Genomic DNA, 12,926 nt, shown 5'->3' with positions numbered 1-12,926 from the left:
ATCAACGGCGCCACCCAGCTGATGTATGAGGGCACGCCGGACACCCCGCACCAGGGCCGCTGGTGGGAACTGGTGGAGAAGTACAAGGTGTCCATCATGTACACCGCTCCGACGGCCATCCGCACCATGATGAAGTGGGGCGAGGACATCCCGGCGAAGTACGACCTGTCCTCGATCCGCGTCCTCGGCTCGGTCGGCGAGCCGATCAACCCCGAGGCCTGGATGTGGTACCGCCGCGTCATCGGCGCGGACAAAGCCCCCATCGTCGACACCTGGTGGCAGACCGAAACCGGCGCCCACATGATCGCCCCGATGCCGGGTGTCACCGAGACGAAGCCGGGCTCGGCCCAGGTCGCGGTGCCCGGCATCGCCGTCGACGTCGTCGACGAACTGGGCGAACCGGTGCCCAACGGACACGGCGGCTACCTCGTCGTGCGCGAGCCGTGGCCCGCCATGCTGCGCGGCATCTGGGGCGACCCGGACCGCTACAAGGACACCTACTGGTCCCGGTTCGACAACATGTACTTCGCCGGGGACGGCGCCAAGAAGGACGACGACGGGGACATCTGGCTGCTGGGCCGCGTCGACGATGTGATGAACGTCTCGGGCCACCGGCTCTCCACCACCGAGATCGAGTCCGCCCTGGTCAGCCACCCGTCGGTCGCCGAGGCCGCCGTCGTCGGCGCCACGGATGACACGACCGGCGAGGCCGTCGTGGCGTTCGTGATCCTGCGCGGCAGCGCCGCGGAGGACCCGGAAATCGTGACGACACTGCGCAACCACGTCGGCAAGGAGATCGGCCCGATCGCCAAGCCGCGCCAGATCCTGGTCGTGCCTGAACTGCCCAAGACCCGGTCGGGCAAGATCATGCGCCGCCTGCTCAAGGACATCGCCGAAGGCCGCGAAGCGGGTGACGCGAGCACGCTGGCGGACAACACCGTCATGCAGCAGATCGCCACCTCGCTCAAGGGCTGATCCTCCAGCACCCTCCGCACGGGCGCCGCCGCAGCACTGCTGCGGCGGCGCCCGTGCGTGTCGGAGCGGCGTAGCGAACCGCCGGCGTCCGGCACCGGTGCGGCATAGTGGAACCATGACCGATCCCGCCGGCGGCAGCAGCCGCAAACTCCTGATCCTCAACGGCCCCAACCTGAACCTGCTCGGCACCCGCGAACCGCACATCTATGGCGCCGACACGCTGGCCGACGTCGAAAAGCTCGCCGCGGATGCGGCGGAAGCCAGGGGCCTGACCGTGGAGTGCTTCCAGTCCAACCACGAAGGCGCCCTGATCGACGCCGTGCACGCGGCACGGGGCACCGCGGCGGGCATCGTCATCAATCCCGGCGGCTACACGCACACCTCCGTCGCGCTGCGCGATGCCCTCTCGGGCGTGGACCTGCCCGTGGTCGAGGTGCACATCAGCAACGTCCACCGCCGCGAGGAATTCCGCCACCATTCCTACATTTCCGGCATTGCCGAGGCCGTGATCGCCGGAGCCGGCATCAGCGGCTACCGGTTCGCTATCGAACTCCTCGCGGACCGGCTCTAGGAAGCCCGCCCGGTCCCCCGCCGCCGCGGCCGCACCGCTACTTCCGGACGCACTGCTATTTCCGGACGCACTGCCCGGCCGCGACGGTTTCCTGGTAGACCATGGATTCGTCGATCACCGGCCGGATCTCCGCCAGCGACAGGGCATAGCCGACCGGAACATCGTCGGTGGCCTTCGCGAACACCATGCCGGAGATCCGGCCTTCCTGGTCCAGCAGCGGACCGCCGGAATTGCCCTGCTCCACGTGGGCGGCCAGGGTGTACACCTCGAGCCTCGAGGGCTCGGCGCCGTAGATGTTCTGCACCAGCACGGTCGACTTGCCCTGGACCGTAGCCGGGTGGCTCTGGAAGGGGCCTCCGGCCGGATACCCGTGGAACGCCGCGAGGGCCCCGTTCTGCAGTACGTCCCCCACTGCGAGGGGCTGCAGTTCCAGGTCCTCGACCGCGAGCACGGCGATATCGCGCTGCGGATCGAAATGCACCACCCGGGCGGGCAGCACGCGCCCGTCCGGAATCTCGACGATCGGCTCGTTCACGCCGGCGACGACGTGGGCGTTGGTCATCACCCGGTCCGGCGCGATGACGAACCCGGAGCCGGTCTGGTTCTGCCCGCACTGGAACGCGGTGCCGGCGATCTTCAGGACGGACGCCGCGGCCTGGTTGAGCGCGGGAGTGTCCACGCTGGCGTCGGGAACCGGCGCCGGGGTTGCCGGTGCAGCCTGGTCCGTCACCATCGGGATGCCGTCCTGGACGGCGATCGAACGGGCCTGGGCCAGCCAGGTCTTGACCGGATCCGGGGTGAGCGAGTCGATCGTCTGGATGACCTTGGAGGCGGCGATCTGCTGGGAAACGAACGGGACCCCCAGCGTCCCGATGCTGAAGGCCAGCATGGACATCACCAGCGCGGCCACGGCCACGTTCGCTGCCCCGCCCAGCAACCGCTCCACCGGCCTGACCGTGGGGAAATCGATCTGCCCGCGGATGGCGCGGCCGACGCCGGAGCCGATCGCGTGCCCGAGGATGACCAGCAGGATCGCCACGGCGATGATGGCCGTCAGCCGCCAGCCCGGGTCGGGCACCCACATGCTGACGTACGGGATGGCGACGAAGGCGGCGACCGCGCCCAGGACAAAGCCGACGATTCCGCCCAGGGTCACGAGGAACCCTTTGCGCAGACCCGCAATGAGGTACGAAAGCAGGATCAGGATCAGGACGATGTCCAGAACCGTCAGGCCGAATAGCAAACTGTCTCCATCGATGGCCGGGAGTTTATGCACAAGTCTAATGTCCGACGCTGGGAATATGCCCGGGCCCGGACTGGTTAAGCGCTAAGGCACCCCGGCCATCGGCCCCGACTGGAGGGACCGCCCGTTGTCTCTGAGCGAAATCGCCTGTGGAAGATGTCACATGGACTGCTCATGCGGCAGAATGGTAGGCAGTGCCGCAGCTGGGTCCCGTGCAGCTGCCAAGCAACATGACTGAAACAGGAGACTAAATGGACATCGAGATACTTCGCCGCGCACCTCTTTTCGCTTCCCTCGACGACGACGTTTTTGCCGCGCTGACGGATGAGCTGACAGAGGTTGACCTCTCGCGCGGTGCCTCGGTGTTCCGTGAAGGCGACCAGGGCGACCAGTTGTACTTCATCGTTTCCGGCAAGATCAAGCTCGGCCGCACCGCCTCGGACGGCCGCGAGAACCTGGTCGCCATCCTCGGCCCGGGCGAGCTCTTCGGCGAGATGGCCCTGTTCGATCCCAGCCCCCGTTCCACCTCCGCCACGGCCGTCTCCGAGACGCGCCTGGCCGGCCTGAAGAACGAGAACCTGCGCGGCCTGCTGGAGACCCGTCCCGAGGTTTCCGCCCAGCTGCTGCAGGCCCTTGCCCGCCGGCTCCGCCGCACCAACGACTCCCTGGCCGACCTGGTCTTCTCCGACGTTCCTGGCCGCGTTGCCAAGGCCCTGCTCGACCTGGCGGACCGCTTCGGCCGCCCGGCGACCGACGGCATCCTGGTCGCCCACGAACTGACCCAGGAAGAACTGGCCCAGCTCGTCGGCGCTTCCCGCGAAACCGTGAACAAGGCACTGGCCGAGTTCGTCCAGCGCGGCTGGGTCCGGCTCGAGGCCCGCGCCGTCGTGATCCTGGACATCCAGCGGCTGCGCCAGCGCTCCCGCTAAACCGGCTTAACGACGACGGAGGCGGCCACCTTTCGCAGGTGGCCGCCTCCATCGTATTCGCCGCTGTATCCACAAGTCCGGATGGACGGCGCACTGATCCCCCGCCCCCGCGGACGCAGCTACCGCCCGCGCTGGACCGAACCGCCCTCGGTTCCCACCGCCGTCGGAACCTCAAGCATGGGGACGCCGTCCACGACGACCAGCTGCGGCTGGTAGGTGTGCGGCTGGCGCTTGTGGGAAAGGTAGGCGACGCAGCCACGGGCGGTGGAGATTTTCTCCAGCATGGTTTCGACGGCGGGCGCCGTCACCTCGCTGAGGGTGCGGCCGCGTGTGTCCTCCTGGTCCGCGGTGTCCCCCAGGCTGCTGCTGTCCCGCTCCGCGATCACCTTCGCGGCACAGACCCACGAGCCCCACACGCCCTTGCCGTCCAGCAGGACGGGCTGCTGGTTCACAGGCTGCGTCGCGGCGAAGTAGCGGGTGTCGAAGCGCCGGTGGGCGAAGTCCGGGCTGATCCACCGGGACAGCGGGCGCAGCAGATCGGTGCGCAGGCCAAGTCCCCAGCGGTCCAGCAGCTCCGGAAAGCTGCTTTCCTGCTCGGCCACCAGCTGGCGGGCGCGCATCCAGTCCTCGCTGTTGCCGCCCTCGACCAGGGAAGCCTCATCCTGGCCGGCAAGCAGGATGCCGGTCTCCTCGAACAGCTCGCGGATGGCCGCGACGACGTGGGCCCGGGCCACCTGGTGGTCATCGATGCCCATGTTCTCGGCCCATTTGCCGGGCGCCGGACCGAACCAGCCCACAGGCCCGTAGTCCGCCTCGTCCAGGCTGCCCCCGGGAAACGCGATCGTGCCCAGGGGCGACTTGCCGGAGCGGTAGCCCAGATAGGTCTCGGCCCCCTCGAACCCGTCCCGCACCAGGACGACGCTGCTGGCGAGGCGGGCCTTCAGCGGCGACCGCCCGCCGTGCTCCAGCCAGCTCAGGGCCGCGGCATGCTGCTCCCGCGGCAGCAGGAACCGCCGCGTTGTCTGGCGGAGCGGGCTAGCTGAACTCGGCAATCAGTTCCACCTCAACCGGGGAGTCGAGGGGCAGGACGGCCACGCCGACCGCCGATCGGGCGTGGGAGCCCGCCTCGCCGAAGACCTTGCCCAGCAGCTCGGACGCGCCGTTGATGACCGCGGGCTGGCCGGTGAAGTCCGGCTCGGAGGCGACGAAGCCCACAACCTTGACGATCCGCGTGATGCGGTCGAGGTCGCCGATGACACCCTTGACCGCCGCCAGGGCGTTCAGGGCGCAGGTCGCGGCCAGGTCCTTGGCGGCATCGGCGGAGACGGCACCGGCGCCGCTGCCCACCTTGCCCTTCGCCGGCAGCTCGCCGCCGACCATGGGCAACTGCCCGGAGGTGTAGACGTAGTCTCCCGAGACCACGGCCGGAACGTAGGCGGCGACGGGGGCCACTACTTCCGGAAGGGCCAGGCCGAGCTCGGCGAGGCGCTCCTCGACGGCTGATACGCGGGCATCCTGCTGCTGCGCCATGCTAGTTCTTCTCCCTCTTGAGGTAGGCAACAAGGTTGGTCGAATCCGGTCCCGGAACTACCTGGACCAGCTCCCAGCCATCATCGCCCCACTGGTCGAGAATCTGCTTGGTGGCGTGGATAATGAGCGGTACCGTGGCGTATTCCCATTTCGTCATAAGTCAACGGTAACGCCTGCTTGTAAACTAGGGCGCATGGCGGCTCGTAAATCCCCCCTTTTTGACACTGCTACAACGCTGGGCAAAATCGTGGCATTCCTTGGCATCAGTGCGCTCTGCGGCGTCCTGGCGGCCGGTCTGCTCGTTCCCGCAGCGGCTGTGGCAGGCGTCGGGGCAACCTCATCCATCGACTACTTCGATCAGCTGCCTGACGAGCTGCAGACCAACCCGTTGTCCCAGCCTTCCAAGATCTACTCGGCGGACAACCAGCTGATCGCCACGTTCTATGCGGAGAACCGGGTGCCGGTGACTTTGGACAAGGTCTCGCAGCACATGCAGGACGCCATCGTCTCCATCGAAGACGTGCGGTTCTTCGAGCACGGCGGCGTCGATCCCCAGGGCATCATGCGCGCCGCAGTCACCAACATGGCCGGGGGCAGCCTCCAGGGCGCCTCCACGCTGACCATGCAGTACGTCAATAACGTCCTGATCGACGCCGGAGCGTCCGAGGGCAAGAGCGCCGACGAGCTGACCATCAGCGGCACCAAGTCCATCGGGGACAAGCTGCGCGAAGCCAAGCTGGCCATTGCCCTCGAGAAGGAGTACTCCAAAGAGGAGATCCTGCAGGGGTACCTGAACATCGTGCTCTTCAGCGGCCAGACCTACGGCATCGAAGCAGCGGCCCAGACGTTCTTCGGGATTCCGGCCTCCAAACTGAACATCCAGCAGTCCGCCATGCTCGCCGGAATGGTCCAGTCGCCCAACTACTTCAACCCGGTGTCCAATCCCGAGGCCACCAAGGAGCGGCGCAATTCGGTGCTCGCCGCCATGCTGAGCGCCAAGAAGATCACCCAGGAAGAGTACGACAAGGCCGCCGCATCCGACCTGGGCGTCGACCTGCAGCCGGTCAGCTCCGGCTGCGTCGCTGCCACCTTCGCCGACTACTTCTGCAGCTACGTCCAGCACGTGATCATGCAGTCCGACCAGTTCGGCAAGGACTCCACCGAGCGCGCCAAGCTCCTGGCCCGCGGCGGCCTCACCATCAAGACCACCCTCGACTCCCGCCTGCAGAAGGAAGCCCAGAAGCAGATCGAGGAAGAGGTGCCGATGGGCGACGAATCGGGCGCCGGCTCGTCGATGGTGTCGGTCGAACCCGGCACCGGCAAGATCCTTGCCATGGCCCAGAACACGAAGTACAGCCCGGAACAGGGCGCCAAGAACACCGAGCTGAACTTCAACGTGGATGCGGACATGGGCGGCACCTCCTACGGCTTCCAGCCGGGTTCGACCATGAAGCCGTTCACGACGATCGCGTGGCTGGAATCCGGGCGCACCCTGAACGAGACGGTCGACGCCACCCGCACCTCCTACCCGGCGGGCTACAACTGGAACGCCAGCTGCCTGCCGGCCGGAGCGTGGTTCGACAAGTGGGACTTCAAGAACGCGCTCCCCGGCTACACCCGGCCGATGTCGGTCAGCTATGGCCTGACCAAGTCGGTCAACTCCGCGACCGTGGCGCAGGCAGCCATGCTGGACCTGTGCGACATCCGCGACGCCGCCACCCGGATGGGCGTGCACCGGGCCGTGGACGGCAAGCCGTTCGAGGTCAACAGCCCGTCCTTCGTGATCGGCGGCCAGGAGGTGTCGCCCCTGACCATGTCGGCGGCCTTCGCCACGATCGCCAGCGGCGGCATGTACTGCACCCCCATCGCCCTGAACGAAGTCACGGACGCCCAGGGCAAGAAGTACGAGGTGCCGCAGAAGTCCTGCGAACGGGCCATCTCCGAGGACGTCGCCAAGGCGGTGACGGTCCCGCTCGAGAACCTGGTCAATGACAGTCCCGGCTACATGAATCCGATCGGCGTCCCCGCCGCGGCCAAGACCGGTACCACCGACGTGTCGGAACAGACCTGGACCGTCGGCTACACCAAGGGCATCTCCACCGCCTCGTGGGTCGGCAACTGGACCAACTACGAGTCGCTGAACGACATCCCGATCAACGGCGTCTCCCGCGACTACGTGGACGGTGCCACCATCGCCGGCGCGCAGTGGACCGACTACATGTCGGCAGTCGCCCCGCTCTACAACCACGGCGGCTTCGGCAGCCCGCCAGGCAATATGGTTGGCGGGTCCTCGGACAACCGCGGCAACGGGAACGACGACGACTGACCGTGGCCGCTGAGAAACTGCGCCGCACCCTCGTTACTGCCGGCCGGGTGGCACTTGGTGCCGCCGCGGCCGGCAGTGCCGTGCTGGCCTACGGAAGCCTGATCGAACGCAACCTCTTCGGGGTCCGGCAGGAAACCCTGCAGATCTTGCCGCCCGGCCGCCGCCCGCTGAAGCTGCTCCATCTGTCGGACATCCACATGACGCCCGGACAGAAGCGCAAGCAGGCCTGGCTGCAGGCCCTGGCCGGCCTGGAACCGGATCTGGTCGTCAACACCGGCGACAACCTCAGCCACCGCCAGGCCCTCGACCCGCTGCTGGACGCCCTCGGCCCGCTCCGCGAGTTCCCCGGCGTCTTCGTGCCGGGCTCCAACGACTACTACGCCCCGGTCCTGAAGAACCCGTTCACGTACTTCTCCGGACCCTCGAAGCAGCCGCCGGACTACGCCGACCGCGAGCTGCCGTGGCGGCGCATGCACGCCGTCTTCGGGGAATCGGGCTGGGTCGACCTTTCCAACCGGCACCAGTCCATGGTGCTGCACGGCCTGCGGCTGGACTTCACCGGAGTCGACGATCCGCATCTGGGCCGCGACCGGTACACCGGCTTTCCGCACGGCTCGTCCACCGACAGCCAGTCGGACCACCTGCGGATTGCAGTGGCGCACGCCCCGTACCAGCGCGTCCTGGACTACTTCACGGCCGACCGACCGGACATCATCCTGGCCGGCCACACCCACGGCGGCCAGGTATGCATCCCCGGCTACGGAGCACTTGTCAGCAACTGCGACCTGCCCACGTGGCGGGCCCGCGGGCTGACCTACTGGGAGCATGACGGCCACAGCGTCCCGCTGAACGTCTCGGCCGGGCTGGGCACCTCGCGGATGGCCCCCATCCGGATCGCCTGCCGCCCGGAAGCCGTCCTGCTCCACCTGACCGCGCGGTCCGCCTGAGGCCGGAAGCCGTGCGCGGCCATTGTGTCGCGGTTCACGGCGTCCCCGATTTCAGCTTTTCGCACATCTCCGCTATTCTTGAACAGTTGCTTTTGCCGATGTGAACAACGACGGCGGGGCTCCAGTTTCGGGGTGTGGCGCAGCTTGGTAGCGCGCGTCGTTCGGGACGACGAGGTCGCAGGTTCAAATCCTGTCACCCCGACGGAACTCTCCGAAAGGGCCTCCGGGCCGGCTCTTCCAGCCGGATCCGGGGGTCCTTTTCAGTTTCCGCTGCATTCCCCCTTCGCCCGGCCCAACAGAGCAAGAATCCGGTTCGGGGTTTCCCTTGCCCGCCGCCGCCCCGCCCATCCGGGGTGCGGCTTGATCTTTGCGCCGATTCCACAAAGTATTGGTTCCATGGCTGAAGGAGAGCGCAAGGCGCTGATCGTTGGAGCGGGAATCGGCGGGCTGGCTACGGCGCTTGCCCTGCAGAACGCCGGGTGGAAGGTCGAGGTCCTGGAGCGCTCCGGATCGCTGGAACCCCCGGGAAGCGGCCTCTCGCTCTGGCCCAACGCCCTGGCCGCACTCGAGCGCCTCGGCGTCCTCGACGAGGTCCTCGCGGCCGCCGTACCCGTCCGCGGCGACGTGCTGGACATGGAGGGCGAGCCGATCATGCTGCTGGAGCAGCTCAAGGTCCGCCGCCGGTACGGCCTGCCCATCCAGATGATCCACCGCAACGACCTCACCTCGATCCTGGCCAAGCGGCTGAAGGTCAACACGGTCCATCTCGGGCTCGGAGTGACGGCCTTCCACCTGGGCTTCCCGCGCAGCTCCGTCGAAATCAGCACGGGAGGGCGCAAGAATGCCGACCTGGTGGTCGGTGCGGACGGTCTCTACTCGGTGGTCCGCGGCGCCCTGCTTGGGGTCGGCGCGCCCCGTTCCTCCGGAACGACGGCGCTGCGCGGAGTCTGCGACGCGACCGGACTGGACAACGGCATGGTTCCGTGGGGCGAGATGTGGGGCGACGGCGGCGTCTTCGGCGCCACGCCGCTGCCCGGCGGCCGGGTCTACTGGTACGGCACGCTGCCGACGAAGGCCCTGGACCCGTACCGCAGCCGGGGCTGGAAGACCGCCGCCGCCAGCACCTTCGCGCACTGGCACCGGGGCATCAGGTCCGTGATCGAGCAGACGCCCGAGGACGCCATCATGGCGCACGAACTCTTCGACCGGAAGCCCGAACCCGTCTGGTCCGCCCGCTCGGCCACGCTCGTGGGGGACGCGGCGCATCCGATGCTGCCGTTCCTCGGCCAGGGCGGCTGCCAGGCGCTGGAGGACGCGGTGGCGCTGGCGGACGCCCTCGGCCAGCACGAAGCGGTGGCCGACGGCCTGATCGCCTACGAAGCGGCCCGGACCCGGCGCGCGAACAAGATCGTCTCGCAGTCCCACACCATGGCGCGGCTGGCCCAGCTGGATTCGGAGAAGCTCCGCAAGGCCCGCAACACCACCATGCGGATGCTGCCCAAGAGCTTCCGGCTCAAGCAACTGGACGGCGTCGTCGGCTACGAAGGGCGCTGACAACGGCCGGATAAAGGGGCGTTGACAACCGCGGGCCTTCGGGGCTGCAATGGCTGAAGGAGCCACTGCGCGCGGAGGGTCGGCATGAGCCTGCTGGAATACGCCCAACTGGTGCTGGCCGGGCTGGCCGGCGTCGGGATCCTCGCAGCCAGCAGCCGGGCCGCCGCGTCGCGGGCGGCGGGGACGGACGCCGCGTTCTGGTACTGCTTCGCCGGAGCCGCAGCGGCACTGGTGCCGCTGCTGTGGGCCTATTCGCTCGGCCCGGCGGCCGGCGGCACCGTGCTGGTGCTGCTCCTGCTGGCCGGTATCCCGGCCGCTGCGCATGTCCTGAATTCCCTCGGGCACCGGCGGCCCGTCCCCCCGGACCCCGCCTGGCAGCCGGCGGCCGAAGTGCACGCGGCGCTGGCGGCCCGGTGGCTGGCCTACGAGCTCAACCCCGCTCCCGCGCCGGGGGCCGAGGTCCTGACGGATCCGGCCGCTCCGGCCACGGCCGCCATGGTCCGCGCGCTCGACCGGGCCAACCGGCTGCGGCCCGATCCCTCGGCCCTCCCGGCCGCCCAGCGGACCTCGGCCTACATCCTGGCGGTCGCCGAGTTCTCCCGCCGGCTGGATGAGGCGGAGGCGGCCGCCGGAATCAATCGAACTGCCGGCCCGTGAGGCGCTCGTAGGCCTCCACGTAGCGTGCCCGCGTCTTGGCCACGATATCCTCCGGCAGGGCCGGCGGCGGCGTATCGGAGGCCCTGTCCCAGCCCGAGGCGTCAGAGGTCAGCCAGTCCCGGACAAACTGCTTGTCGAAGGAGGGCTGGGCCTTGCCAGGCTCATAGGTTGCCGCGTCCCAGAAGCGCGACGAGTCGGGCGTGAGCACCTCGTCGCCCAGGGTGATCGCGCCGGTCACGGGGTCCGTGCCGAATTCCACCTTCGTGTCGGCCAGGATGATGCCGCGGCCGCGGGCGATCTCCTCGGCGCGGCGGTAGATGGCGAGGGTCGTATCGCGCAGCTTTGCGGCGATGTCGTCGCCCACGATCGCGGTCATGTCGTCGTAGGTGATGTTTTCGTCGTGCTCGCCGACCTCGGCCTTGGCCGAGGGCGTGAAGATCGCCGTCTCCAGGCGCGATCCGTCGACCAGCCCGTCGGGCAGCGGAAGCTCGCATACCGTTCCGGACACGCGATACTCCGCAAGGCCCGATCCGGTGAGGTAGCCGCGGGCGATGCACTCGACCGGGAACATGTCCAGCTTGCGGCAGACCATTGCCCGGCCGGCCACTGCCTCGGGCACGTCGGTGGAGACAACATGGTTGGCCACCGCATCTTGGCCCATGGCCAACTGCTCGAACCACCACAGGCTCAGCTGGGTCAGGATCCGGCCCTTGTCCGGGATCGGCGTGGCCAGCACATGGTCGTAGGCGCTGATCCGGTCGCTCGCCACGACCAGCACCGTGTCGCCGTCGGCGTCCGCCTCCGGAACGTACAGGTCCCGGACCTTTCCTGAGTAGACGTGCGTCCAGCCCGGCAGCTCCAGATGTCCTGGATCGAAGTTCATGCCTGCTCCTTCGCGGTTGCGGTGTTGATGCCCCGGCCCGGAATGCTGATGCCGCCGTTTGCCGCCTTGAGCGCGATATCCGTGCGGTACTGCGAGCCGTCCAGGTGGATCTGCTCGACCCCTTCGTAGGCCTTCTCCCGGGCGTCGACCAAGTCCTCACCGAGGGCGACGACGGCGAGCACGCGGCCGCCGGCGCTGACCACCTTGCGGTCTTCGTCCAGCTTGGTCCCCGCGTGGATCACGTGCACGCCCTCGAGGGCGTTGGCCTTCTTCAGCCCGCGGATCCGGTCGCCCGTGCGCGGCGTCCCCGGATAGTTCTCGGCCGCGACCACCACGGCGACGGCGCTGTTCCGGGACCAGCGCAGCTGTTCCTTCCCGTCCAGCTCCCCCTTGGCGGCAGCGAGCAGCAGCTTGCCGAGCGGCGTGCGCAGCCGCGCCAGCACCGCCTGGGTTTCCGGATCGCCGAACCGCGCATTGAACTCGATCACCCGCAGGCCGCGGCTCGTGACGGCCAGGCCGCAGTACAGCACGCCGACGAACGGCGTTCCGCGGCGGTCCATCTCCTTGAGCGTGGGCAGCGCGACGCGGTCCATCACCTCGTCCACGAAGCCCTCCGGCAGCCACTCCAGCGGCGTGTAGGCGCCCATGCCGCCCGTGTTCGGGCCCTCGTCGCCGTCGTGGATCCGCTTGAAATCCTGCGCCGGTACCAGCGGAACCGCATGCTCGCCGTCGCAGATGACGAACAGCGAGACCTCGGGGCCGTCCAGGTACTCCTCGATCACCACCTGGCCGCCGGCGTCGAAGCACGACTGCGCGTGTGCCAGGGCCTCGCCGCGGTCCGAAGTCACCACCACGCCCTTGCCTGCCGCCAGCCCGTCATCCTTGACCACGTAGGGCGCGCCGAAAGTGTCCAGCGCCGCGGCAGCCTCGTCCAGGTCCGTGGCAACCCGGGCCATCGCCGTCGGAACGTTCGCGGCGGCCATGACCTGCTTGGCGAAGGCCTTGGATCCCTCGAGCCGCGCGGCTTCTTTGCTCGGACCGAAGACCGGGATGCCGGCCTCGCGGAGCGGGTCGGCCACGCCGGCGGCGAGCGGCGCCTCCGGTCCCACGACCACCAGGTCCGACTCCAGCCGGCGGGCCAGGGCCAGCACCGCGTCCGGGTCGTTGGCGTCGATCGCGTCGGTCGGGACCAACTGGGCGATCCCGGCGTTGCCTGGAGCGGCATGGACCTCCGTGACGAACGGGTCTTCCAGCAGCGAGCGGACAATTGCGTGTTCGCGGCCACCGGGGCCGATCACAAGTACCTTCACA

At 68.5% G+C, this 12,926-nt stretch carries 13 protein-coding genes and 1 tRNA gene; 8 read left to right on the top strand and 6 right to left on the bottom strand.

Features of this window, described 5'->3' with window-relative positions; translation table 11 throughout:
- Positions 1–975: AMP-binding protein (locus AHIS1636_RS19220; RefSeq protein WP_264797470.1), on the top strand; the 975-nt coding region annotated here is incomplete at its 5' end.
- A 115-nt stretch (positions 976–1,090) separates the two neighbouring features.
- Positions 1,091–1,546 carry a type II 3-dehydroquinate dehydratase gene (gene aroQ / locus AHIS1636_RS19215; RefSeq protein WP_264797469.1) on the top strand — a complete coding sequence of 152 codons (456 nt, stop codon included), beginning with the start codon at positions 1,091–1,093 and terminating at the stop codon, positions 1,544–1,546.
- Between the two features lie 55 nt (positions 1,547–1,601).
- Here aroQ and AHIS1636_RS19210 read toward each other — a convergent pair whose 3' ends face one another.
- Positions 1,602–2,789, bottom strand: coding sequence for a MarP family serine protease (locus AHIS1636_RS19210; RefSeq protein WP_264797468.1), 1,188 nt, complete (start codon positions 2,787–2,789; stop codon positions 1,602–1,604).
- A gap of 251 nt (positions 2,790–3,040) precedes the next feature.
- Between AHIS1636_RS19210 and AHIS1636_RS19205 the strand changes: the two genes are divergently transcribed.
- Complete coding sequence (locus AHIS1636_RS19205; protein ID WP_262103977.1) at positions 3,041–3,718, top strand: Crp/Fnr family transcriptional regulator; 678 nt, start codon at positions 3,041–3,043, stop codon at positions 3,716–3,718.
- A 119-nt stretch (positions 3,719–3,837) separates the two neighbouring features.
- On the opposite strand, the gene AHIS1636_RS19200 is transcribed toward AHIS1636_RS19205, so the two are convergent.
- Genes AHIS1636_RS19200 through sp36 form a run of 3 tightly spaced genes read right to left on the bottom strand, consistent with a single transcriptional unit; the run spans position 3,838 to position 5,405 of the window.
- On the bottom strand, positions 3,838–4,770 hold the full coding sequence (locus tag AHIS1636_RS19200; protein ID WP_264797467.1) for an NUDIX hydrolase: 933 nt from the start codon (positions 4,768–4,770) through the stop codon (positions 3,838–3,840).
- Positions 4,754–5,248, bottom strand: coding sequence for a RidA family protein (locus AHIS1636_RS19195; RefSeq protein ID WP_264797466.1), 495 nt, complete (start codon positions 5,246–5,248; stop codon positions 4,754–4,756). Before AHIS1636_RS19195 ends, AHIS1636_RS19200 begins: the two co-directional genes overlap by 17 nt.
- 1 nt (position 5,249) lies before the next feature.
- Complete coding sequence (gene sp36 / locus AHIS1636_RS19190) at positions 5,250–5,405, bottom strand: Sp36 family protein (RefSeq protein WP_262103980.1); 156 nt, start codon at positions 5,403–5,405, stop codon at positions 5,250–5,252.
- Between the two features lie 36 nt (positions 5,406–5,441).
- On the opposite strand from sp36, the gene AHIS1636_RS19185 reads away from it, so the two are divergent.
- The 5 genes from AHIS1636_RS19185 (at position 5,442) to AHIS1636_RS19165 (ending at position 10,732) form a co-directional block, all read left to right on the top strand.
- On the top strand, positions 5,442–7,574 hold the full coding sequence (locus AHIS1636_RS19185) for a transglycosylase domain-containing protein (protein WP_264797465.1): 2,133 nt from the start codon (positions 5,442–5,444) through the stop codon (positions 7,572–7,574).
- Positions 7,575–7,576: 2 nt separating this feature from the next.
- Positions 7,577–8,521, top strand: a complete 945-nt coding sequence (locus tag AHIS1636_RS19180) for a metallophosphoesterase (protein ID WP_264797464.1) — start codon at positions 7,577–7,579, stop codon at positions 8,519–8,521.
- 128 nt (positions 8,522–8,649) lie between these two features.
- Positions 8,650–8,723 (top strand) — tRNA-Pro (locus tag AHIS1636_RS19175).
- Between the two features lie 194 nt (positions 8,724–8,917).
- Entirely contained in the window at positions 8,918–10,075 is a 1,158-nt protein-coding gene (locus tag AHIS1636_RS19170) for an FAD-dependent monooxygenase (protein WP_264797463.1), read from the top strand.
- An 84-nt stretch (positions 10,076–10,159) separates the two neighbouring features.
- The gene (locus tag AHIS1636_RS19165) at positions 10,160–10,732 is read left to right on the top strand and encodes a hypothetical protein (protein WP_264797462.1); all 573 of its coding nucleotides are present in this window, start codon (positions 10,160–10,162) and stop codon (positions 10,730–10,732) included.
- On the opposite strand, the gene AHIS1636_RS19160 is transcribed toward AHIS1636_RS19165, so the two are convergent.
- Together AHIS1636_RS19160 and purD are read right to left on the bottom strand one after the other, a co-directional pair.
- Positions 10,710–11,615 (bottom strand): phosphoribosylaminoimidazolesuccinocarboxamide synthase, encoded by a 906-nt coding sequence (locus AHIS1636_RS19160; RefSeq protein WP_264797461.1) that lies wholly within the window; start codon positions 11,613–11,615, stop codon positions 10,710–10,712. The genes AHIS1636_RS19165 and AHIS1636_RS19160 overlap by 23 nt on opposite strands.
- Entirely contained in the window at positions 11,612–12,925 is a 1,314-nt protein-coding gene (purD, locus tag AHIS1636_RS19155; protein ID WP_264797460.1) for a phosphoribosylamine--glycine ligase, read from the bottom strand. The genes AHIS1636_RS19160 and purD overlap by 4 nt, the downstream gene beginning before the upstream one ends.
- Position 12,926 lies beyond the last annotated feature (1 nt).

The sequence above is a fragment of the Arthrobacter mangrovi genome (assembly GCF_026011795.1).
Classification (GTDB): Bacteria; Actinomycetota; Actinomycetes; order Actinomycetales; family Micrococcaceae; genus Crystallibacter; species Crystallibacter mangrovi.
Note: the sequence above shows the minus strand (reverse complement) of the source record. Positions and strands in the feature narration are given on the sequence as shown.